Source organism: Streptomyces sp. SBT349, assembly GCF_001083795.1.
Taxonomy (GTDB): Bacteria; Actinomycetota; Actinomycetes; order Streptomycetales; family Streptomycetaceae; genus Streptomyces.
Genome location: NZ_LAVK01000111.1, coordinates 1 through 21,243 on the forward strand (window position 1 = coordinate 1; position 21,243 = coordinate 21,243).

Consider the following 21,243-nt stretch of genomic DNA (forward strand, 5'->3'; position numbering starts at 1 on the left):
CGCCCCCACCTACCCCGCCCGAACGGCGGGTCACACCTGGAACCACTCCGTTGTGTGAAAGATCCGTGACGCTCTGTGCGCGGGGCGGATCATGAGGTAGAGAGTGCGGGAACGTGGCCCCGAGTGACCGCCCCGCGTACAGTGGGTGACAACTGAACCGTGCGCGACCGAAGGAGTTGGACATGACGGTGCGCAGATGGGAGGCCGATCCCTCCGCGTTATTCGAGCGGCGGCTGGGGAAATCGGCTGCGGAGCTGGGGAATTCGAAGGACGAAGAGGATTGCCCTGACATCTGGCAGTTGGACAACGGTGACATCGCCGTCATAGGGCGTGACCTCACAGCCGCCTACGCTCCACGCCTTCCGGCAGACGTCACTCTGGCTCCGGACGAGCGGCTGGTCGTCATTCCCGGCACTATGCTCAGTGCGGCAAAGAAAGACATCCCGGATGCTTGACATCAATGTTCCACCGCTGGATTCCTCGCAGGGAGAGAGGCTTGCTCGCCCGGCCTACAGGAATGACTTCCGCAGATGTCGGACCAGCCTTCGCGGCGAGAGTTCCTGGAAGCTGGAACGGCTTCAGCACTTCGAGGAGCAGAACGACCCCAGCAGAGACGCGCTCCGCCGGGGAGACTGGGACCTGGCCCTGCGACTTCTTGAGGAGGAACGCGAGGGCCTGTTGAGGTCGGAGCAGGAAGACAAGCGCAAGGCCGGCCCGTTTCATCGCGTTCGGGTGGTGGAGGAGCCGTTGACGCCGTACCTCCAGTGGGAGTTGCACGCCTTGCGGATCCAGGCCGAGACCGGCAGCAGGATCCGAGTCGTGGATGTCGCCACGGTGGAGTCGATGGAAGCCGGTCGTGGCCTGCTGCCCGAGATGGTGGTCCTGGGAGGTCGGACGCTCTATCACGTGCAATACACGCCGGAGGGAATTCCCGACGGAGCACGGAAGTACACGGATCCTGGCCTCATCGCCCCCTGGGAGGCGCTCATCTCCACGCTTTTCGCGGACGGCGAGAACGTCATCTCCTACGTCAACCGCTACGTCGCCCATCTTCCACCCCCTCGACTAACCACGGAGTAGACCGTCAAAGGGAAAGGGAGCAGCGAAGGCGGGGAACGCCCCGACGGCGACGGCACGCGCTCCGAGCTGTCGGGTTCCTCCCGTGATGTGGTGCAGGCAGGAAACATCAGCGGGGGCGTTCACTTTCACCGGGAGGGCGATTCCTTGGCGCACCTGCCCCGGCAATTACCGGGCGATGTCCGGGATTTCGTCAACCGTGAGGCCGAGCTCCAGCGGCTCGACGCCATCCTGACCGGTGCGGACGGGGATCCGCTCGTGGTCTCCGTCTGCGTGATCGCCGGGACGCCGGGCGCGGGGAAGACCTCGCTCGCCCTCCGCTGGTCCCATCAGGCGCGGGACCGGTTCCCCGACGGGCAGCTCTACGTGAACCTTCGGGGCTACGACCCCGGTGAGCCCGTCACGGCCGAGGAGGCGTTGCACCGTTTCCTGGTCGCCCTCGGCGTTCCCACCGGGGCGGTCCCTCAGGACACGGACGCGGCGGCGGCCCTCTACCGTTCGCTGCTGGCCGACCGCAGGATGCTCGTCCTGCTGGACAACGCCGCGACCGTCGGGCAGGTCCGCCCGCTCCTGCCGGGCAAAGGCCGGTCCCTGGCCGTCGTCACCAGCCGCAGCCGCCTGGCCGGACTCGCCATCAGGGACGGCGCGCAGCGGATCACCCTCGGCACACTCGCGGAACCGGAGGCCGTTGCCCTCCTGCGCGCCGTGACCGAGCGCAGGACCACGGACGACGCGGACAAACTCCTCGAACTGGCCCGGCTCTGCGCCCGTCTGCCGCTGGCCCTGCGGATCGCGGGTGAACGTGCGGTCAGCGACCCTCACGCGGGTCTTGACGACCTCATCGCCGACCTCCGCGACGAGTCGGCCCTCTGGGATGCGCTGAGCACCGGCGACGAGGCGGAGGCCGACGCCGTCAGGACCGTGTTCGCCTGGTCCTACCGGGCGTTGTCGAAGGACGCGGCCCGCGTCTTCCGGCTCCTCGGGCTCCACCCCGGGCCCATGTTCGGGCTGCACGCGGCGGCGGCGCTCGCGGGAGCCCCCTTGCGCAGGACGCGGCAGCTGCTCGACGCGCTCGTCGGCGCCCACCTCTTGGAGCAACCGGCGCCCCACCACTACGAGTTCCACGACCTCCTGCGCGCGTACGCCACCGCGCAGGCCCGGATCGAGGAGCCACCCGCCGAGCGCGACGCGGCGTTGCGCCACGTCCTCGACTGGTACCTGCATACCGCCGACGCGGCGGCGCGCCGGATCGCGCCCCACCGGGACCGGCTCCCGCTGGAAGAGCCGACGGAGGGCGTGGCGCCCCTGACGTTCGCCGACTACGACCAGGCCGTGGACTGGTCGGAACGGGAGCACCACAACGTCCTCGCCGCCGTTCGCGCGGCCGAAGCCGCCGGGCTCGCCCACCACACCTGGCGCCTCGCCGCCGTGCAGTGGCACGCCCAGGCGCCGTCCGCCCCGGCCGCCGACTGGCTGATTGCCGGCGAGGCGGGGCTCCGGGCCGTCCGCCACCTCGGCGACCGCCCGGCGGAGGCGTTACTGCTGGAGCGCCTGGGCATGGGCCACGCGCGCGTCGGTCGCCTCGCCGAGAGCGCGGACCTCCACCGGAGGGCCCTGTCCCTCCGCGTCGAACTCGGCGACCGGGAGGGCGTGGCCGACTCGGTCAACCTGCTGGGCATCGTCGCCCTGCGCGGGCGGCGGCTCACCGAGGCGGAGGAACGGTTCACCGAAGCGCTGTCCGTCTTCCGGGACCTGGGCGAGGAAGGGAGGGCGACGATCGCCCGCGCCAACCTCGCCGTGGTGCGGCACCAGGCGGGGCGGCCGGAAGAGGCCGAGCGGGACGCCCGCGAGATCATGGCCCTCCACCGGGAGCGCGGCAACAAGGCGGGCCTGGGCAACATCCTGCGCCTCATCAGCGCGATCGAGCTGGAGACCGGCCGACCGCGCGAGGCTCTGCGCACCGCCGCCGAAGCGGTCGAGCTCGCCCTCGACCTGCGCGATCACGCGCTGGAGGGCTACTGGCTGCTCGCGCTCGGCGCGGCCCAGCTCGCCGCCGGTCTGCACGGGGAGGCCCTGGTCTCCTACCAGCGCTCGGCGACGCTCCACCGCCGCCTCGGGAATCGCGGCCGTGAGGCGCTGGCCTGGCAGGGGGCCGGTGAGACCTATGCCGCGCTCGGGCGCGGCGACGAGGCGGCCGACTTCCACCGACGCGCCGCCGCCGCCCAGCGAGAGCTGGGCGACCACTGGAACGAGGCCCTCGCCCTCCACGCCCTCGGCGGCGCACGGAACCGCCGCCGAGCCCTGAACCTCCTCGCCACCCACGACGACCCCCGCGCCCTCACCCTCCGCGACCGCATCGCGCTACGCCTGAACGAGCCACGGTGACCGACGGCGTTAATTGATTTGCCAGCGCCCCCCGGGCTGCCTATGCTCCCGTGTTCTGCCTCCTCCCAGGTCGTCGCACGGGTCGCCGCACGCGTGCCACGGCGGGACAGGAGCCGCCCGGACGGCAACCGGGCGGCGCTTCCGTCGCATCCCCTCACCTTCCGTTACCTTCCTCGGATTTCCCGGAGGCTCCGCCGTGCCCGCCCGCACCCCCCTGGACGACGAACGCGACCACCTCGCGGCCTCCCGCGCCGCCCTGCGCGCCATGCGCGCCGATGCCGAGGCGCTGGACATCAGCGATGTCACGGCCAACTGGGTCAACGCCAAGGTGCTGGCCTCCGAGATCGAGCTGCGGATCAAGTCGCTGGCCGATCTCGCCGGGACGCCGCTGTTCTTCGGCAGGCTCGACTACGAGGAGTCGCTGGACGAGGACGGCGAGAGCGGCCGCCGCTTCTACATCGGCCGCCGCCACGTCCACGACGCGGACGGCGACCCCATGGTCATCGACTGGCGCGCGCCGGTGTCGCAGCCGTTCTACCGGGCCTCGAAGCCGGACCCGCAGGGGGTGGCGCTGCGGAGGCGGTTCGGGTACGAGGGCGGGGACCTCACCGCGTACGAGGACGAGCACCTGACCGACCCGGCCGAGGCGGCCACCTCCAGCGCGCTGCTCCAGCGCGAGATCGAGCGCCCCCGCGTCGGCCCCATGCGGGACATCGTCGCGACGATCCAGCCCGAGCAGGACGAGATCGTGCGCGCCTCGCTCGGCGGCACGGTGTGCGTGCAGGGAGCCCCCGGCACCGGGAAGACCGCCGTCGGCCTGCACCGGGTGGCGTATCTGCTGTACACGCACCGCGACCGGCTGGCCCGCAGCGGTACGCTGGTGATCGGCCCGAACCGCTCGTTCCTCCGCTACATCGAGCAGGTGCTCCCGGCGCTCGGCGAGATGGAGGTCAAGCAGGCGACGGTGGACGAGCTGGTGGCGCACGTCGAGGTGCGGGGCGTGGACGACGCCACGGCGGCGCGCGTCAAGGGGGACGCGCGCATGGCGGAGATCCTGCGCCGGGCGGTGCGCGGGGGTGTGCGCATGCCGAGCGAGCCGGTGATGGTGGTGCGCGGCTCGCGGCGCTGGCGCGTTCCGGCCTATGAACTGGAAGAGATCATCCGGGAGTTGGCGGGCCGCGACATGCGGTACGGGTCGGCGCGCGAGGCGTTGCCGCAGCGGATCGCGCACGCCGTGCTGGTGCGGATGGAGCAGGCGGGCGAGGCGCCCGACGACCGGGTGCAGAACGCGGTGGCGCGCACGCCGGCGGTCAAGGCGGTGGTGAAGGAGTGCTGGCCGCTCGTGGACCCGGCGAAGCTGGTGCTGCGGCTGCTGTCCGACGCCGCGTTCCTGGCGGAGCAGGCCGAGGGCATCCTGACGCCGGAGGAGCAGAAGGAGATCCTGTGGGAACGGCCCCCGCGCGGCGTGACGTCGGCGCGCTGGTCGGCGGCGGACGCCGTGCTGATCGACGAGGCGCGGGATCTGGTGGAACGCACCGGGTCGCTGGGTCATGTGGTGCTGGACGAGGCGCAGGACCTCTCGCCGATGCAGTACCGGGCGGTGGGGCGGCGGTGCAGCACCGGCTCCGCCACCATCCTGGGCGACATCGCGCAGGGCACGACCCCCTGGGCGACGGAGACCTGGACCGCGGCGCTGACGCACCTGGGCAAGCCGGACGCGGTGGTCGAGGAGCTGACCCAGGGCTTCCGCGTGCCGCGCGAGGTGATCGCCTACGCCTCGCGCCTGCTGCCCGCCATCGCGCCGGGCCTGGCCGAGGCCACGTCGATCCGGGAGTCGGCGGGCTCGCTCGACGTCCTGCGGGTGACGCCTGAGGAACTGGACGAGGCGGTCGTGACCGCGTGCGGCGCGGCGCTGGAGCGGGAGGGCTCGATCGGCCTGATCGCGGCCGACGCCCGGGTGCCGGCCCTGGCGAAGGCCCTCGGGGCCGCCGGGATGGCTCATCTCTCCCCTGGCGAGGAGACCTCGCGCGAGGCGCGCCTGACGCTGGTGCCCGCCTCGCTGGCCAAGGGCCTGGAGTACGACTTCGTGGTGCTGGACGACCCGGCGGCGGTGGTGAGCGGCGAGCCGGACGAACGCACCGGCCTGCGCCGCCTGTACGTGGCGCTGACCAGGGCCGTCTCCGGACTCTGGATCGTCCACTCCGCGCCACTGCCCGGCGCGCTCGCGACGGCGGCGAGCACCGCCTGACGGGCGCCTGCCGGGCGCCTGACCGGCGGGCAGGGCCTCTAGTGCCGCATCACCCAAGTGCTCCCCCGGACTCCGTCCGGGAGGTGCCCCCACGCACGAGGGCGATCCGGCTCGCTCCTTGCCCGCCAACGGGCAGAAGGGGCCCAGCGATGCACCGCACCGGACGCCGCTCCTCGACGGGCAAACCCTGACCGACGCGGCACTAACGGGGGTCGACCAGTGCCCGCAGCAGGTCGCGCAGCGACTCCTGCTGCGGGGCGGTGAGCGAGGTCAGCGGCGACCGGGCGCTGGTCTCCTCCAGGACGCGGGCGCGGAGCGCCGCCCCCGGCTCGGTGAGCACGATCTGTTTGGCGCGCCGGTCGGTCGGATGCGGTCGGCGTTCGATCAGTCCCTGCTGTTCGAGCCGGTCGAGAACGAAAGTGGCGTTGGACGGCTCGCAGTGCATCCGGTGGGCCAGCTCCCGCGCGGTGATCGGCTCGGTCAGCTCGCGCAACGCGACCACCTGGCTCGGGGTCAGGCCGAGCCCCTCGGCGACGCGGCGGACGTGAACGTCGAGCGTCTGCGCGAACCGGTGCACGAGTTTGCACACATCCCGGTCCATTTGTCCTTCGGTCCAGCCCTCGACCCGTTCCTCGGCCCGCCCCTCGCTCTCCGTCGCCATGGGGCCAGTGTAGCGCCCATGCTTCGAGCCATGATAGTTCTAGTTTGCATGTTCCGAACTCGAACTAGACTGGGCCACATGAGGTCCCCCCTGCCGCTCCCCCTCCTCTCCCTCCTCCTGATCGTCTTCTCCCTCACCACCGGCGAGTTCGTCATCGCGGGCATCCTGCCGGAGGTCGCGGACGAGCTCGGCGTATCGATCCCCTCGGCCGGGCTGCTGGTCACCGCCTACGCGCTGGGCATGATCGTCGGCGGGCCGCTGGTCACCGTCCTGACCGCCGGGGTCGCCCGCAGGCCGCTCGTCGCCGGTCTCGTCACCGTCTCGATCGCCGCGAACCTGGGCTCCGCGGTGGCGCCCAGCCACCCCGTCCTCCTCGCCGCCCGCTTCGCCGCGGGCCTGGTCGTGGCCACGTTCTTCGCCCTCGCGATCACCACCGCCGTCTCCATGGCGCGGGAGGGGCGGCAGGCGTCCACCGTCGCCAAGCTGACCCTCGGCATGAACCTGGGCATCGTCCTCGGCACCCCGCTCGGCACGCTCGTCGGCCAGGGCCTGGGCTGGCGCGCGCCCTTCGTGGCCATAGCCCTGCTCAGCGCCGTTGCCCTGCTGCTGGCGCTGCTGACCCTGCCCGCGGGGCCCGCCGCGTCCCCGCCGACCCCGCCGGCCGCGCCCGCCCGCCGGGCCTCGCCCCTCCGCGAACTGCGGGTGTTCGCGAACCGCGACCTCCAGCTCGCGCTGGCCCTCACCGCCCTCGGCAACGTCGGCGCCGTGGCCGTCTTCGTCTACATCTCCCCGCTCCTCACCGACGTCAGCGGCTTCTCCACCGGCACGGTCCCCGCGTTGCTCCTGCTCTACGGGGCCGGGGCCACCGCGGGGAACTTCCTCGGCGGATGGCTCGCGGACCGCGCCCTGCTCCCCTCGCTCGCCGGACTGCTCGCCGCGCTCGCCGCCGTCCTGGCGCTCTTCCGGGTGGCGGACGGGACCAGGCCCGCCGCGGCCGTCCTCACGTTCGCCCTCGGCGTGCTGGCCTTCGCGATCATCCCCGGCATGCAGACCCGCGTCATGGCCACCGCCACGGCCGCCCCCACGCTGGCCGTCGCGGTCAACGCCTCCGGATTCCAGCTCGCCGCCGCGTTCGCGGGCTGGCTCGGCGGGCGCGTCGTCTCGGACGGCCCGGGACTGCGCGCGCTCCCCCTCGTCGGCGCGGCCCTCACCCTGGCGGGCCTGGCCGTCGCGCTCCACGCCCTGCGCAGGGACCGGCGCGCCCGAGCGGAGGTGGCCGCCCATGCGTGAGAAGGCCGACCGCGAACTGACGGGCAGGGTCGCCCTGGTCACGGGTGGCTCGCGCGGCATCGGCGCGGCCACCGCGCGCGCCCTGGCGGCGGCGGGCGCCTCGGTGGCGATCAGCCACGCCGCGTCCCCCGACGACGCCGAGGAGGTGGTGAACGCGCTCCGTCGCGCCGGAGCGCGCGCCTGGGCGCACCGCGCCGACCAGGCCGATCCGGACCAGGTCACCCGCCTGGTGAACGCGGTGGCCCAGCGCTGCGGACGGCTCGACATCCTGGTCAACAACGCCGCCGCGTACGTCACGGGCGAGATCGGCGGCGACACCGACCCGGCGGAATTCGCACGGCAGCTCGCCGTCAACGTGGGCGGCGTGACCGCGGCCACCCGCGCCGCGGCCCGCCACCTCGGCGACGGCGGCCGGATCATCACGGTCGGCTCCCACCTCTCCACCCGGACCGGCTTCCCCGGCGTCGCCGACTACGCGGCCACCAAGGCGGCCATCACCGGCTACACCAAGGGCGCGGCCCGGGACCTCGCCCCCCGGGGCATCACGGTCAACGAGGTCCAGCCCGGCTCGGTGGCCACCGCGATGAACCCTCCGAACGGCCCCTCCGCCCCCGCCCAGCGCGCCCTGAACGCGATGGGCCGCTTCGGCACCCCGGAGGAGATCGCGGCGGGAATCACGTTCCTGGCCACCCCCGCCGCCTCGTTCATCACCGGCACCACCCTCACCATCGACGGCGGCTACCTGGCCTGACACCTCCCGCCTCCACCCGTCCCCGCCATCCGCCGAACGCGTGCGCACGGCCGTCCGGGGGGACAATGGCGGGGTGGAGGACGACACGTTGCTCACCCGATTCGCGAAGCTGCCCCGGACGCCGGGACCCGGCGTGGGGGAGGACCTGCTGCGGCGCTGGTCCGAGCCGCACCGGCGCTACCACACCCGCGCGCACCTCGCCGCCGTGCTGGACCGGCTGGACGAGCTGAACGACGCCGGAGAGGGCGGGGAGCCGAGGGCCGTGGCCCTGGCCGCCTGGTTCCACGACGCCGTCTACGACCCCCGCGCCGGCGACAACGAGGAGCGGTCGGCCCGGCTCGCCGAGCGGCTGCTCGACGCCGACCCGGACCGGGACGAGGTCGCGCGGCTGGTGCGGCTGACCGCCACGCACGACCCCGCCGACGACGACCGGAACGGCGCCGCCCTCTGCGACGCCGACCTGGCCGTGCTCGCCGCACCGCCCGAGGCGTACGCCGCCTACGCGGCCGAGGTCCGCCAGGAGTACGGCTTCGTCGCCGACGCCGACTTCCGCGCGGGCCGCGCCACGGTGCTGCGCCAACTCCTCGCCGCCCCCCACCTGTTCCGCACGGCCCACGGAGCCGAACGGTGGGAGTCGACCGCCCGGTTCAACGTGCACGGCGAGCTGCGCCTGCTCACCGCGTGACCACCTCGGCAGCCGGCTCGCGGCGCCCGCTCGCCGCCACCACCTGCCCCGCCCGGCTCGCGCCGCGCGACTGGAGCCACGCCCCGCCCAGCGCCCCGAGCACCAGCACCGCGCCCAGCCACGCCGTCGCCGCGTAGCCGAGCCCGGCGCTGATCACCAGGCCGCCGGCCCACGGGCCGAGCGTGTTGCCGGTGTTGAACGCCGAGGTGACCGTGGCCCCGGCCAGGGTCGGCGCGTCGGCGTTGGCCACGTTGAAGATGCGGGCGTTCAGGCCCGGCGCGCACAGGAACGACGCGAGCCCGAGCAGCCCGGAGAGCGTCACCACGGCGACCGCGCTCTCCGCCGTGACCGCCGCCAGCGCCAGCACGGCCGCCGCCGCGCCGAGGCCGGTGTACAGCGTGCCGAACATGTGCGCGTCCGCGAGCCGTCCGCCCAGGACCGTGCCGGTGAACGCGCCGACGCCGTACAGCACCAGCACCACCGGGACCCAGCCCTCGCCGAGCCCGGTGACGTCGGTGAGCAGCGGCGCGAGGTAGGAGAAGAAGCAGAACGTCCCGGCGGCGAACAGCGCGGTGGTGGCGATCGCGAGCCACACCTGCGGGTCGCGGTAGATGACCAGCTCCGAGCGGAGCGGCGGCCGTTCGGCCGCGGACGTGTCCGGGGTGCGGGGAACGAACAGCAGCACCCCGACCAGCCCCGCGGCGGTGAGCAGCGCCACCGCCCAGAACGCGGAGCGCCAGCCGAGGCTCTGGCCGAGGACGGCGCCCCCGGGGACACCCGCGATGTTGGCGATGCTCAGGCCGCCGATCATCACGGCCATCGCGCGCGCCCGCGCCTGCACCGGCACGAGCGAGATGGCGACCGCGGCGCCCACGGCCCAGAAGCCGGCGCACGCCAGCGCGCTCACCACCCGGCAGATGAACAGCAGCCAGTAGTACGGCGCGAGCGCCCCCACCACATGGCCCACCGCGAAGACGGCGAGCAGCCAGACGAGCGTTTCGCGCCGGGGCAGACGCTGGGTGGCGGCGGCCAGCACCGGCGCACCGACCACCATGCCTATCGCGAACGCCGATATGAGCAGCCCGGCGGTGGGGATGGAGACGCCGAGGTCGTCCGAGACCTCGGGCAGCAGCCCGGAGAGCATGAACTCGCTGGTACCGAGGGCGAATACGGCGGCACCGAGGACATAGACGGCGGCGGGGAGCCTGGCGGGGGCCCGGGGAGCCCGGGGAGCGGAGGACACGGTGCGGTCAACAGCCTCTCTCCCCGGCCGCATTCCCCGCACCTGCCGGTGGCACGGGCCCGGGGCCCCATGCGGGGAGTTCCCGCTGGGACCCGGCGCCGCCACAACCGCCGCCGGTCACGCCCGTCATGCCGAGCGCGTCGAGCGCGCCCAGCGCTTGCGCCGCCGCAGACCCGCCGCCCGCAGCCGCCCGACCAGCTCCCTCGGCCCCACCTCGACCGCGCCCTGCGCCACCGCCGCCGCGTACCGCTCGGCCGGAACGTCGTAGTGGTCGCGTTCGAAGGCACGGGGCGGCGCCCCCAGGCGGGCGGCGAACGCGTGCAGCTCCGTGAACGACACGTCGCTGACCAGATGTGACCACATCCGGCCATGTCCCGGCCAGGTGGGCGGATCGATGTACACGGTCACCGGCGCGCCCCGGCGAGCGAGCCCACGGCCGCCACCGCCTCGCCCGTGACCGGGCACACCCAGTACGGATCCTCGCCCAGCTCGGGGTCCACATCCAGCGCGTGCGGCTCCATCTCGTCGCAGACCTGACACAGTGGCCATCTGCCGCGCAGTTCCAGAAGTGCGTCCTGAATGTCCTGGGCGAGAAGCCCGGCGACGAAAACCGCCCCGGCGGGCCACTGGTCGCACCACCAGCGGCGGTGGGAAACTGCCTGCTCAAGCAGGGAGACCTCCTCCGGGCCCGCCACACCGTCCGCGGTGAGATCGGCCAGCACCAGCGCCCTGCCACGGTGGAGAACGTCTTCCGTAGTCGGCTGCTCCATGCCGACCATTGCACCAGAGATCCGGCGGTTTTCCGACCCGTACGAGAACCACGGAGGGCTTGACGGGCCGTCTCGCTCGAAAATACGTTTCACCCTGTGAGGAATGCGATGAAGGAAAATTTCGTCCGCCGGGCCGGAAGACCCCGACCCGTTGCCGTGACGCCCCGACCCGCTCCTCCCGAGCCGGCCGCGCTCGCCGCGAAGGTCCGCACCATGGCGCCCTCCATGACCCGTTCCATGCAGCGGGTCGCCGAGACCGTCGCCGGTGACCCCGCCGGCTGCGCCGCGCTCACCGTCACCGGGCTCGCGGAGCGCACCGGCACCAGCGAGGCCACCGTCGTCCGCACCGCCCGGCTCCTCGGCTACCCCGGGTACCGGGACCTGCGGCTCGCCCTCGCGGGGCTCGCCGCCCAGCAGGCTTCGGGCGCCGCCCCCGCCGTCACCGCCGACATCTCCGTGGACGACCCGCTGAGCGAGGTCGTCGCCAAGCTCACCCAGGACGAGCGGCAGACCCTCACCGACACGGCGGGCGCGCTCGACCTCGCCCAGCTGGAGGCGACCGTCAGCGCGCTGGCCACGGCGCGCCGCATCGACGTCTACGGCATCGGCGCCTCCTCGCTGGTCGCCCAGGACCTCGCCCAGAAGCTCCTGCGCATCGGGCTCATAGCCCACGCCCACTCCGACGCGCATCTGGCCGTGACCAACGCGGTCCAGCTGCGCGCCGGGGACGTCGCCGTCGCCATCACCCACTCGGGCCGCACGGTGGACGTGATCGAACCTCTCCAGGCCGCGTTCGACCACGGCGCCACCACCGTGGCGATCACCGGTCGCCCGGACGGCGAGGTCACCCAGTACGCCGATCACGTGCTGACCACGTCCACGGCACGGGAGAGCGAGCTGCGGCCCGCCGCCATGTCGAGCCGGACCAGCCAGCTGCTCGTGGTGGACTGCCTGTTCATCGGCGTCGCCCAGCGCACCTACGAGACGGCCGCGCCCGCACTGCACGCCAGCTACGAGGCGCTGGCCCACCGCCACTCGCCCCGCGAGCGCTGACGGCGGGCGCGACCGTCGCCCCACCCTCACCGGAGAGAGCCGCTCCCGCCATGCCCACCGAGTTCGATTCGCTGACAACCGAGGCGTACCGCCCCGAGCTGGCGGAGATCGACCAGCTCCCGACGCTCGACATCGCCCGCACGATGAACGCCGAGGACGCCCGCGTCCCGGCCGCCGTCGCCGCGCAGCTGCCGCTCATCGCCGCCGCCATCGACGCCGCGGCCGCACGCATGGCCCGCGGCGGACGGCTGCTCTACCTCGGCGCCGGGACGGCGGGCCGCCTGGGGGTGCTCGACGCCAGCGAGTGCCCGCCCACGTTCAACACCGACCCCGGCGAGGTGGTCGGCCTGATCGCCGGCGGCCCCGAGGCGCTGATCTCGGCCGTCGAGGGCGCGGAGGACAGCAGGCAGCTGGCCGCGGCCGACCTCACGGAACGGGGCGTCACGGCCGACGACGTGGTCGTGGGCGTCTCGGCCTCGGGCCGCACGCCCTACGCGGTCGGCGCCGTCGAGCACGCCAGGGCCGCCGGGGCGCTGACCATCGGCGTCTCGTGCAACGCGGGCTCGCCGCTCGCGGCGGCGGCCGAGTTCGGCATCGAGATCGTGGTGGGCCCCGAGCTGATCACCGGCTCGACGCGGCTGAAGGCGGGCACCGCGCAGAAGCTCGTGCTCAACATGATCTCGACCATCAGCATGATCAGGCTCGGCAAGACCTACGGGAACCTGATGGTCGACGTCCGCGCCTCCAACGAGAAGCTGCGCGCCCGCTCGCGCCGCATCGTCTCGCTGGCCACCGGCGCCCCGGACGAGGTGATCGAGGCCGCGCTGACCGCCACGGACGGCGAGGTGAAGCACGCGATCCTCACCATCCTGGGCGACGTGGACGCGCCGACCGCCGGGCGCCTGCTGGCCGAATCGCGCGGACACCTGCGCGCGGCGCTCGCGGCGGCCCGGCGGTAGGCACGCCTGCCCGGCGTACGGCCCCTCAGCCCCTCACCCGGGCCAGCCGGCCGCGGCGTCCGCGGATCGCGTCGTAGACGCCGGCGGCCGTCGCGCCGTAGATCAGGTGCGGCACGATGTCGGCGGCCCAGCCCTGCGCGCCCCAGCGGGTGGGCTTGGTCACGCCGAGTGCGGCGGCGGGCAGGTCGCTGCCCGCCATGGCGGCGGCGCCGAGCGCCGGAGCCAGGACCCAGCGCGGCACCCGGGCCCTGCGGGGACGCAGCAGCCCGTAGGCGGCGCCGACGGCCAGGCCCGTGCCGTAGCCGAGGAGGGCGCCGACGGCCTGCTCGCGGTGGGGTCCGCTCCGGACGTCGCCGGGGGTGACCCCCGTCCGGTACGCCAGCTCGCCGACGACCTGGTCCGGCGTGCTGCTCGCGGGCCTGCCGCGAAGGAGCATGTCGCCGTAGGTGGTGATGTTGAGAGCCGTGGTACCGGCGGCACCGGCCAGCAGCCCCTTGGTGATCGCATGCATGAACAATCCTCCCGAAACCCCCATCTCGGACATCTGTCCGAGTACCCAGGGACCGGAAGGCCATACGGGCGGGCGCACGCGAAGGGCGGCACCCCGTCGCCGGGGTGCCGCCCTTGGATGCGCGTGCGCGCGGGTGGCGGAGGACTCAGAAGTCCATGCCGCCGCCCATGCCACCGCCCGCGTCGCCGGCGCCGGCGGAAGCCTTCTCCGGCTTGTCGGCGATGACGGCCTCGGTGGTGAGGAAGAGCGCCGCGATGGAGGCGGCGTTCTGCAGGGCGGAACGCGTCACCTTGGTCGGGTCGGGGATGCCCGCGGCCAGCAGGTCCACGTACTCGCCGGTGGCGGCGTTCAGGCCGTGGCCCTGGGGAAGGTTGCGCACCTTCTCCACCACGACGCCACCCTCGAGACCGGCGTTGATCGCGATCTGCTTCAGCGGGGCCTCGAGCGCCAGGCGGACGGCGGCGGCACCGGTGGCCTCGTCGCCCTCCAGGTCCAGCTTCTCCAGCGCCGAGCCGGCCTGGAGCAGGGCCACGCCACCACCGGCGACGATGCCCTCCTCGACGGCGGCCTTGGCGTTGCGCACCGCGTCCTCGATGCGGTGCTTGCGCTCCTTCAGCTCCACCTCGGTGGCGGCACCGGCCTTGATGACGGCCACGCCGCCGGCCAGCTTCGCGAGGCGCTCCTGGAGCTTCTCGCGGTCGTAGTCCGAGTCGGAGGCGTCGATCTCGGCACGGATCTGGTTGACCCGGCCCTCGACCGCGGAGCTCTCGCCCGAGCCGTCGACGATGGTGGTCTCGTCCTTGGTGATGACGACCTTGCGCGCGCGGCCCAGCAGGTCCAGCGTCGCGTTCTCCAGCTTGAGGCCGACCTCTTCCGAGATGACCTGGCCGCCGGTGAGGATCGCGATGTCGCCCAGCATGGCCTTGCGGCGGTCGCCGAAGCCCGGGGCCTTGACGGCGACGGACTTGAAGGTGCCGCGGATCTTGTTGACCACGAGGGTGGACAGGGCCTCGCCCTCGACGTCCTCGGCGATGATCAGCAGCGGCTTGCCGGACTGCATGACCTTCTCCAGCAGCGGAAGGAGGTCCTTCACGTTGCTGACCTTGGAGTTGACGATGAGGATGTACGGGTCCTCGAGCTCGGCCTCCATGCGCTCCATGTCGGTCGCGAAGTAGGCGGAGATGTAGCCCTTGTCGAAGCGCATGCCCTCGGTGAGCTCCAGCTCGAGCCCGAAGGTCTGCGACTCCTCGACGGTGATGACGCCTTCCTTGCCGACCTTGTCCATGGCCTCGGCGATCAGCTCGCCGATCTGGGTGTCGCCGGCGGAGATGGAGGCGGTGGAGGCGATCTGCTCCTTGGTCTCGACCTCCTTGGCCTGGTTCAGCAGGGCCTCGGAGACCTTCTCGACCGCGGCCTCGATGCCCCGCTTCAGGGCCATCGGGTTGGCACCGGCCGCGACATTGCGCAGGCCCTCGCGGACCAGCGCCTGCGCCAGCACGGTCGCCGTGGTCGTGCCGTCACCGGCCACGTCGTCCGTCTTCTTGGCAACTTCCTTGACGAGCTCGGCGCCGATCTTCTCGAAGGAGTCCTCGAGCTCGATCTCCTTGGCGATCGACACGCCGTCGTTGGTGATGGTGGGGGCGCCCCACTTCTTCTCCAGCACGACGTTCCGGCCCTTGGGGCCGAGCGTGACCTTGACGGCGTCGGCGAGCTGGTTCATCCCGCGCTCAAGGCCGCGCCGCGCCTCCTCGTTGAACGCGATGATCTTGGCCATGTGAAGTGGTCCTCCCAGGACTGGGGTGGATTGCTCCGGACCGCGCTGGCGCCCGCGACGGACGGTCCAGGACCCGGCAGCTCCTTTCGCCGCCCAGCCCCCGGACCTCACCGAACCGGTCCTTGCTTGTCACTCTCACCTTCAGAGTGCTAACGCCATGATTAGCACTCTGCCCCCGAGAGTGCAAGCGTCCCTGGCTGCGTGCCAGGTGGGGGCACCTCCCCGGGCCAGGGCACGCGGCAGGGCCCGCACCCCGGGGGGTGCGGGCCCTGTACGATGCCGCGGGTGGCGGTCGGCGATTCAGGCGGTCACTCGGACCATGTCGGCCTGAGGACCTTTCTGTCCCTGCGAGATCTCGAACTCGACCCGCTGTCCCTCTTCCAGAGTGCGGTAGCCGTCCATCTGAATCGCGCTGTAGTGGACGAACACGTCCGCACCACCGTCTACCGCGATGAAGCCGTAGCCCTTCTCCGCGTTGAACCACTTGACGGTGCCCTGAGCCATTCCTAACTCCCCATGTTGCTGGCCCTTTCACGAGACCCCGCACTTCGCGGGCCCGGGTCAGACCTCTCAGACCCCACCCCCCCGGCGGTCGGGGGGTGTGCGCCGGAACGCGTCGACCGCCGCTGAATGTATCTGCACGGACGCCCAGTGCAACAGGCCATTCGAGGGAGAATTCTTGGAGCCACAGAACGGGCAAAAAGCTCAAAATGGGTGAAAGTTGAATCTTTCCGGGGGCCTCAAAAGTGCCAACCCGACAATTGGTGCACCCATTCTCGGCATATTCTTTGCGTCTCGTGTCGCGAATTCACATGCGAGTGGCACGGGAGCGGGACGGGACGCGCCGGGGGCACCGCCACTCTAGCGCTCCCGGCAGGGCCCGCCGCCCCGTTTCCCGAAGGGCGCGGAGCGGCGGCGCGGGGCGTGCCGAGCGGTGCGGAACGTCAGCCTCCGGCGACCGCGGGGATGATCGACACACCGGCCCCCTCGGGGGTCGCGGTGCCCAGCCCATCTGCGAAACGGACGTCGTCGTCGTTCACGTAGACGTTCACGAAACGGCGCAGCCTGCCCTCGTCGTCCAGCACCCGCGCGGCGATCCCCTGGTGGTTCGCCTCAAGATCGGCGAGCACCTCGCCCAGCGTCCCGCCCTCGGCGGAGACCTCGGCCTGACCGCCCGTGTAGGTGCGCAGGATGGTCGGTATTCGGACAGTAACGCTCATGATGCGAGGCCAGCCTCTCGGAACGAGTCCAGGTTCGGTCGAATGATGGCGGTGGGACCGGTGGTCGGGGCCACCGCGTCCAGGGTCTTCAGGCCGTCGCCCGTGTTGAGGACGACCGTGGTCAGCGACGGGTCGAGCGCGCCGGACGCGAACAACTTGCGCGCCACGCCCAGGGTCACCCCGCCCGCCGTCTCCGCGAAGATCCCCTCCGTGCGGGCCAGCAGCTTGATCGCGTCGACGATCTCCGGGTCGGTGACGTCCTCGACCGCGCCCCCGGTGCGCCGGGCGATGTCCAGCACATACGGGCCGTCCGCCGGGTTGCCGATGGCGAGGGACTTGGCGATGGTGTCGGGACGCACGGGCCTGACCGCGTCGTGGCCCGCCTTGAACGCCTGCGAGACCGGCGAGCAGCCCGCGGCCTGGGCGCCGAAGATCTTGTAGGGCTTCTCCTCGACCAGGCCGGTCGCGATCAGCTCCTTCAGCCCCTTGTCGATCTTGGTGAGCTGCGACCCCGAGGCGATCGGGATCACCAGCTGGTCCGGCAGCCGCCAGCCGAGCTGCTCGCAGATCTCGAAGGCCAGCGTCTTGGAGCCCTCCGCGTAGTAGGGCCTGAGGTTCACGTTGACGAATCCCCAGCCCTCCCCCGCCGGGTCGCCGATCAGCTCGCTGCAGAAGCGGTTGACGTCGTCGTAGGTGCCCTCGATGCCCACGACGTCGCCGCCGTATACGGCCGCCATGAGGATCTTGCTCTGCTCCAGGTCGTGCGGGATGAAGACGCAGGACCGCAGCCCCGCGCGGGCGGCGGCGGCGCCGACGGCGCCCGCCAGGTTCCCCGTGGAGGAGCAGGAGAGCGTGGTGAAGCCGAAGGCGCGGGCGGCCTCGACGGCGTTGGCCACCACCCGGTCCTTGAAGGAGTGCGTCGGGTTCCCCGAGTCGTCCTTGACGTACAGGCCGCCGGTGACGCCCAGTTCGGCGGCGAGCCGGTCCGCCGCGACCAGCTGGGTCCAGCCGGGGGCGAGGTTCGGCTTGCCGGCGACGTCGGCCGGCACGGGGAGCAGCGGAGCGTAACGCCAGATGTTCGCCGGGCCCGCCTCGATACGGCGGCGCAGCGCCTCGGGGTCACCGGTGGGGAGGTCGTAGGCCGCCTCGAGCGGCCCGAAACAGGAGGTACAGGCGAAGGCCGGTGCGAGCGGGAAACGCTCTCCGCACTCGCGACAGGAAAGCGCTGTCGCGGGGCCCAGATCGACGGCCGGTGAGGCGTCGGGCGTGGAGTCGGTTTCTGTCAGCGTGGACATGGGTGCGAGGCCCTCTCCTCATCTTTCCCGCGACGGCTCTCGCCGCAGGACGGAATTGGCACCTTCCCCACCGGGCTTCACGCGACGGTCGCTACCGACCGTGCTCGCATGACAACCGGCGGAAGGGTTGCCGGGGCTTCAACGGGCCGTTCCCTCTGCCCCTCTGGATGAGCGGTATGAAGTTGTCGTGCGCGGGACCCGATATCCGGAGGACACCTGCGCTGTTCAAGACTGTAACGGACGGCCCGCACAATGGCCCGGTCCGTCCGATCCGCGAGACAGCGCAGGCGCCCACGGGAATCGCCGGAGAAACCTGCCGACGTTGGGTTCGGACCATGCCAGGAAGGGGCAGATACGGCCATGCAGGTGTAAATGTGGCCGAACGCGAACAGGAGCGACATTCGTGCTGGAAGAGGCAGAGGAGTGGCTGAGCCGCCGGTCCTGGGAAGCCGCTGACCGCCCGCTGCCGCGGCTGTTGAACGCGAAGCGGGCAGCAGGAGCGGCCGGCAGCATCAGCGTGGTACTTCCCGCGCTGAACGAAGAGGCGACCGTAGGCGCCATCGTGGAAACGCTCCGGCGTGACCTGATGGAGGACGTGCCACTGATCGATGAACTGATGGTGGTGGACTCAGGGTCCACCGACCGCACCTCGGAGGTCGCCGCCGCGGCGGGCGCGAAGGTCGTGCACCGCGACGAGATCCTGCCGCGGGTGCCGACCGTGCAGGGCAAGGGCGAGGTGCTGTGGCGATCGCTGCTGGCCACCAGCGGCGAGATCGTCTGCTTCGTCGACGCCGACCTGCGTGACTTCGAGTCCCGGTTCGTCTACGGGGTCCTCGGGCCCCTGCTCACCGAGCCCGGCGTGCATCTGGTCAAGGCGATGTACGACCGCCCGCTCGGCGAGGGACCGGGAGGCGCCCGGCAGGGCGGCAGGGTCACGGAGCTGGTCGCCCGCCCGCTGCTGAACCTCCACTGGCCGCAGCTGGCCGGGGTGGTCCAGCCGCTCGGCGGGGAGTACGCGGGCCGCCGCTCGCTGCTGGAACGGCTTCCGTTCCCGGTCGGCTACGGAGTCGAGCTGGGCATGCTCATCGACACGCTCCACCTCGCGGGCCTCGACGCCCTCGGCCAGGTGGACGTGGGCGTGCGCAAGCACCGCCACCAGGACGGCCAGGCACTGGGGCGGATGGCCGCCACCATCCTGCGAACCGCCCAGAGCAGACTGCCCGGCTCGGTGATGCCCATCCGTCTCGGGCTCACCCAGTTCGAGCGGACCGACAGTGGCGGATTCACGCCGCAGACCCACCCGATCGACGCGGACGAACGGCCGCCCATGGCCACCGTCCCCGAATACGCCGCGCGCAGGGCGGCGTAGTCGGTGCGTCACGCGCCGTCGCACACGCCCGCCCGTCGGAGTGAATCCGGGGGCGGGTGTGACGGGGCACACGTTTCGCGGCCCCTGGGATTGGCTAGCCTCCGCCCGTGACGGATCAGGTGCTGGTCGCGTCGAACCGCGGCCCCGTGAGCTATGCGCTGGGCGACGACGGCTCGCTCACCGCCAAGCGCGGCGGCGGCGGGCTGGTCTCGGGACTCAGCGCGCTCGGCCCGGACGCCGGGACCTGGGTCTGCGCCGCGCTCGGCGACGGCGACCGTGAGGCCGCCAGGCGCGCCGGCCCCCGCCTCGACCCCGCCGAGACCGGCGGGCAGGCCGTCCGCATGATCGACATCCCGCCCGTCACCTTCGACGCCGCGTACAACGGCATCGCGAACTCCGTGCTGTGGTTCGTGCACCACCTGCTGTACCAAACCCCGTTCGAGCCGGTCTTCGACGCCGACTTCGAGGCGCGCTGGTCCGACTACGGCGCGTACAACGCGGCGTTCGCCGAGGCGCTGGCCGAGGAGGCGGCGCCGGGGGCCGCCGTCCTGGTGCAGGACTACCACCTCTCGCTCGTTCCCGGGCTGCTGCGCGCCCGGCGCCCCGACCTGAGGGTGGGGCACTTCTCGCACACCCCCTGGGCGCCGCCCGAGCTCTTCCGGGTGCTGCCCGACGCGGTCGCCCGCGAGGTGCTGCTCGGCATCCTGGGCGCGGACCGCGCGGCGTTCCTCACCCGCCGCTGGGCGCGCGCCTTCGCCGACTGCTGCGCCGACCTGCTGGGCGCGGAGGTGACGGAGGACTCCGTCACACACGGTGGCAGGACAACGCGCCTGGGCGTCCACGGGCTCGGCGCGGACGCGGACTTCCTGCGGGAGCGGGCGTTCCGCGAGGACGTGGACGAACGGCTCGCGGCGCTGCGGGAGCAGGTCGGGGACCGCAAAACGGTGGTGCGGGTGGACCGCACGGAGCTGTCGAAGAACATCGTGCGCGGCCTGCTGGCCTACCGGCGCCTGCTGACCGACCGGCCGCAGTGGCGGGGGCGCGTGGTGCATGTGGCGTTCGCCTACCCCTCACGGCAGGACCTCGCGGTCTACCGCGCCTACACGGCGGAGGTCTCGCGGGTCGCGGACGAGATCAACGCGGCGTTCGGCGCGGACGGCTGGACGCCGGTGGTGCTGCATGTGAAGGACGACTTCGCGCGCTCGCTGGCCGCCTACCGGATGGCGGACGTGGCACTGGTGAACCCGATCCGCGACGGGATGAACCTGGTGGCCAAGGAGGTCCCCGTCGTCTCGGAACGGGGCTGCGCGCTGGTCCTCTCGCGTGAGGCGGGGGCGGCGGCCGAACTGGGCGAGGACGCGCTCCTGGTGAACCCGTACGACATCGCGGGCACGGCCGAGGCGCTGCACGTGGCCCTGTCGATGGACCCCGACGAACGATCCGAACGCACCAAACGCCTCGCCGCCGCGGCCACGGCGCTTCCGCCGTCGGCGTGGTTCGTGTCACAGGTTGAGGCGTTGCGGGACAGGTGACCCTGCGGGTGGCCTGCGGCCGGCTTGGCCGTTCGTGGCTGGGGCGGTTTCCGAGGCTTTACGCAGCCCCGTTGGGGCGAGCCTCCAAGATCGGGGGCCCTGATCGGGCACGTGCGGGCAGGTGCACAGCCTGCCCGATCCGCCGGCCAGCGTAAGGGCCCCCGATCTCTCGCCCCAACGCGGCTCCCGCCCAAAGCCTCTCCAACCGCGACCGGGGGTGAGGCCCTCGCGGGCCGGGGGGACCTGGACTCTTTTGGTTCTTCAGCGCACTTGGAAGTTGGGGGGCGTGCGGGTCGACCACGAGCGCCTGCGGAGCGGAAGAGGTCCGGGGGGCCGAGGGCGGGGACGCTTCTTTCGTTGTTGGGCGCGCGGCAGTTGCGGGGCGCGCGGGCCGGTTCCGAGCGCTGTTCGGGCCAGGAG

Annotated in this window: 20 protein-coding genes and 1 riboswitch; of the genes, 11 read left to right on the top strand and 9 right to left on the bottom strand. The window is 72.5% G+C overall.

The annotated features are described in order from the left end of the window. Nucleotides 1-182 precede the first annotated feature (182 nt). From ADY01_RS15845 to ADY01_RS15860, 4 genes are all read left to right on the top strand, one after another. Nucleotides 183-455, top strand: a complete 273-nt coding sequence (locus ADY01_RS15845; protein WP_049572855.1) for a hypothetical protein — start codon at nt 183-185, stop codon at nt 453-455. After that, a complete protein-coding gene (locus tag ADY01_RS15850; protein WP_049572859.1) occupies nt 448-1,080 on the top strand; it encodes a DUF6879 family protein in 633 nt (210 codons plus the stop codon). The genes ADY01_RS15845 and ADY01_RS15850 overlap by 8 nt, the downstream gene beginning before the upstream one ends. Before the next feature lie 144 nt (nt 1,081-1,224). Next, nucleotides 1,225-3,462 (top strand): ATP-binding protein, encoded by a 2,238-nt coding sequence (locus tag ADY01_RS15855; protein ID WP_049572863.1) that lies wholly within the window; start codon nt 1,225-1,227, stop codon nt 3,460-3,462. A gap of 196 nt (nt 3,463-3,658) precedes the next feature. Beyond that, entirely contained in the window at nt 3,659-5,710 is a 2,052-nt protein-coding gene (locus tag ADY01_RS15860; RefSeq protein WP_049572866.1) for a HelD family protein, read from the top strand. Between the two features lie 202 nt (nt 5,711-5,912). On the opposite strand, the gene ADY01_RS15865 is transcribed toward ADY01_RS15860, so the two are convergent. After that, nucleotides 5,913-6,371 carry a MarR family winged helix-turn-helix transcriptional regulator gene (locus tag ADY01_RS15865; protein ID WP_078900338.1) on the bottom strand — a complete coding sequence of 153 codons (459 nt, stop codon included), beginning with the start codon at nt 6,369-6,371 and terminating at the stop codon, nt 5,913-5,915. A gap of 78 nt (nt 6,372-6,449) precedes the next feature. On the opposite strand from ADY01_RS15865, the gene ADY01_RS15870 reads away from it, so the two are divergent. The 3 genes from ADY01_RS15870 to ADY01_RS15880 all read left to right on the top strand — a co-directional run bounded on the left by ADY01_RS15870 (nt 6,450) and on the right by ADY01_RS15880 (nt 9,097). Continuing rightward, entirely contained in the window at nt 6,450-7,661 is a 1,212-nt protein-coding gene (locus ADY01_RS15870) for an MFS transporter (protein ID WP_049572872.1), read from the top strand. Beyond that, nucleotides 7,654-8,412 carry an SDR family NAD(P)-dependent oxidoreductase gene (locus ADY01_RS15875; RefSeq protein WP_049572874.1) on the top strand — a complete coding sequence of 253 codons (759 nt, stop codon included), beginning with the start codon at nt 7,654-7,656 and terminating at the stop codon, nt 8,410-8,412. The genes ADY01_RS15870 and ADY01_RS15875 overlap by 8 nt, the downstream gene beginning before the upstream one ends. Nucleotides 8,413-8,485: 73 nt before the next feature. Next, nucleotides 8,486-9,097 (top strand): hypothetical protein, encoded by a 612-nt coding sequence (locus ADY01_RS15880; RefSeq protein ID WP_420715716.1) that lies wholly within the window; start codon nt 8,486-8,488, stop codon nt 9,095-9,097. Here ADY01_RS15880 and ADY01_RS15885 read toward each other — a convergent pair. The 3 genes from ADY01_RS15885 to ADY01_RS15895 all read right to left on the bottom strand — a co-directional run bounded on the left by ADY01_RS15885 (nt 9,087) and on the right by ADY01_RS15895 (nt 11,119). Continuing rightward, entirely contained in the window at nt 9,087-10,340 is a 1,254-nt protein-coding gene (locus ADY01_RS15885; protein WP_267888438.1) for a Cmx/CmrA family chloramphenicol efflux MFS transporter, read from the bottom strand. The genes ADY01_RS15880 and ADY01_RS15885 overlap by 11 nt on opposite strands. Before the next feature lie 126 nt (nt 10,341-10,466). Continuing rightward, a complete protein-coding gene (locus ADY01_RS15890; protein WP_078900339.1) occupies nt 10,467-10,748 on the bottom strand; it encodes a DUF4031 domain-containing protein in 282 nt (93 codons plus the stop codon). Beyond that, nucleotides 10,745-11,119 (bottom strand): hypothetical protein, encoded by a 375-nt coding sequence (locus ADY01_RS15895; RefSeq protein WP_049572883.1) that lies wholly within the window; start codon nt 11,117-11,119, stop codon nt 10,745-10,747. The genes ADY01_RS15890 and ADY01_RS15895 overlap by 4 nt, the downstream gene beginning before the upstream one ends. Nucleotides 11,120-11,218: 99 nt before the next feature. Here ADY01_RS15895 and ADY01_RS15900 point away from each other — a divergent pair, with 99 nt between their 5' ends. Then, nucleotides 11,219-12,163 (top strand): MurR/RpiR family transcriptional regulator, encoded by a 945-nt coding sequence (locus ADY01_RS15900; protein WP_234320250.1) that lies wholly within the window; start codon nt 11,219-11,221, stop codon nt 12,161-12,163. A gap of 50 nt (nt 12,164-12,213) precedes the next feature. Then, complete coding sequence (gene murQ, locus ADY01_RS15905) at nt 12,214-13,122, top strand: N-acetylmuramic acid 6-phosphate etherase (RefSeq protein WP_049572889.1); 909 nt, start codon at nt 12,214-12,216, stop codon at nt 13,120-13,122. Between the two features lie 25 nt (nt 13,123-13,147). Here the strand turns inward: murQ and ADY01_RS15910 are convergent, their stop codons facing one another. The 5 genes from ADY01_RS15910 to thrC form a co-directional block, all read right to left on the bottom strand. Next, nucleotides 13,148-13,633, bottom strand: coding sequence for a hypothetical protein (locus ADY01_RS15910; protein WP_049572894.1), 486 nt, complete (start codon nt 13,631-13,633; stop codon nt 13,148-13,150). Nucleotides 13,634-13,778: 145 nt separating this feature from the next. Next, complete coding sequence (groL, locus tag ADY01_RS15915) at nt 13,779-15,407, bottom strand: chaperonin GroEL (RefSeq protein WP_049572896.1); 1,629 nt, start codon at nt 15,405-15,407, stop codon at nt 13,779-13,781. Between the two features lie 300 nt (nt 15,408-15,707). After that, nucleotides 15,708-15,911 (bottom strand): cold-shock protein, encoded by a 204-nt coding sequence (locus ADY01_RS15920; protein WP_004986573.1) that lies wholly within the window; start codon nt 15,909-15,911, stop codon nt 15,708-15,710. A 440-nt stretch (nt 15,912-16,351) separates the two neighbouring features. Then, nucleotides 16,352-16,627 (bottom strand): MoaD/ThiS family protein, encoded by a 276-nt coding sequence (locus ADY01_RS15925; protein WP_049572902.1) that lies wholly within the window; start codon nt 16,625-16,627, stop codon nt 16,352-16,354. Continuing rightward, nucleotides 16,624-17,922: a threonine synthase gene (gene thrC / locus ADY01_RS15930; RefSeq protein ID WP_049572904.1), complete on the bottom strand. Its 1,299-nt coding sequence runs from the start codon at nt 17,920-17,922 to the stop codon at nt 16,624-16,626. The genes ADY01_RS15925 and thrC overlap by 4 nt, the downstream gene beginning before the upstream one ends. Before the next feature lie 15 nt (nt 17,923-17,937). Next, nucleotides 17,938-18,096: riboswitch (SAM riboswitch) on the bottom strand. Between the two features lie 229 nt (nt 18,097-18,325). On the opposite strand from thrC, the gene ADY01_RS15935 reads away from it, so the two are divergent. Both ADY01_RS15935 and ADY01_RS15940 read left to right on the top strand, forming a co-directional pair. Continuing rightward, nucleotides 18,326-19,291 (top strand): glucosyl-3-phosphoglycerate synthase, encoded by a 966-nt coding sequence (locus ADY01_RS15935; RefSeq protein ID WP_049572908.1) that lies wholly within the window; start codon nt 18,326-18,328, stop codon nt 19,289-19,291. Between the two features lie 107 nt (nt 19,292-19,398). Further along, entirely contained in the window at nt 19,399-20,823 is a 1,425-nt protein-coding gene (locus ADY01_RS15940; protein ID WP_049572910.1) for an alpha,alpha-trehalose-phosphate synthase (UDP-forming), read from the top strand. The last annotated feature ends 420 nt before the right edge of the window (nt 20,824-21,243 follow it).

Bases quoted from the DNA above. Each gene is read 5' to 3' on its own strand.
- thrC (WP_049572904.1), bottom strand. From the start codon at position 17,922: ATGTCCACGCTGACAGAAACCGACTCCACGCCCGACGCCTCACCGGCC.
- ADY01_RS15910 (WP_049572894.1), bottom strand. From the start codon at position 13,633: ATGCATGCGATCACCAAGGGGCTGCTGGCCGGTGCCGCCGGTACCACG.
- ADY01_RS15900 (WP_234320250.1), top strand. From the start codon at position 11,219: ATGAAGGAAAATTTCGTCCGCCGGGCCGGAAGACCCCGACCCGTTGCC.
- ADY01_RS15920 (WP_004986573.1), bottom strand. From the start codon at position 15,911: ATGGCTCAGGGCACCGTCAAGTGGTTCAACGCGGAGAAGGGCTACGGC.
- murQ (WP_049572889.1), top strand. From the start codon at position 12,214: ATGCCCACCGAGTTCGATTCGCTGACAACCGAGGCGTACCGCCCCGAG.
- ADY01_RS15850 (WP_049572859.1), top strand. From the start codon at position 448: ATGCTTGACATCAATGTTCCACCGCTGGATTCCTCGCAGGGAGAGAGG.
- ADY01_RS15895 (WP_049572883.1), bottom strand. From the start codon at position 11,119: ATGGTCGGCATGGAGCAGCCGACTACGGAAGACGTTCTCCACCGTGGC.
- ADY01_RS15925 (WP_049572902.1), bottom strand. From the start codon at position 16,627: ATGAGCGTTACTGTCCGAATACCGACCATCCTGCGCACCTACACGGGC.
- ADY01_RS15870 (WP_049572872.1), top strand. From the start codon at position 6,450: ATGAGGTCCCCCCTGCCGCTCCCCCTCCTCTCCCTCCTCCTGATCGTC.
- ADY01_RS15845 (WP_049572855.1), top strand. From the start codon at position 183: ATGACGGTGCGCAGATGGGAGGCCGATCCCTCCGCGTTATTCGAGCGG.
- groL (WP_049572896.1), bottom strand. From the start codon at position 15,407: ATGGCCAAGATCATCGCGTTCAACGAGGAGGCGCGGCGCGGCCTTGAG.
- ADY01_RS15875 (WP_049572874.1), top strand. From the start codon at position 7,654: ATGCGTGAGAAGGCCGACCGCGAACTGACGGGCAGGGTCGCCCTGGTC.
- ADY01_RS15865 (WP_078900338.1), bottom strand. From the start codon at position 6,371: ATGGCGACGGAGAGCGAGGGGCGGGCCGAGGAACGGGTCGAGGGCTGG.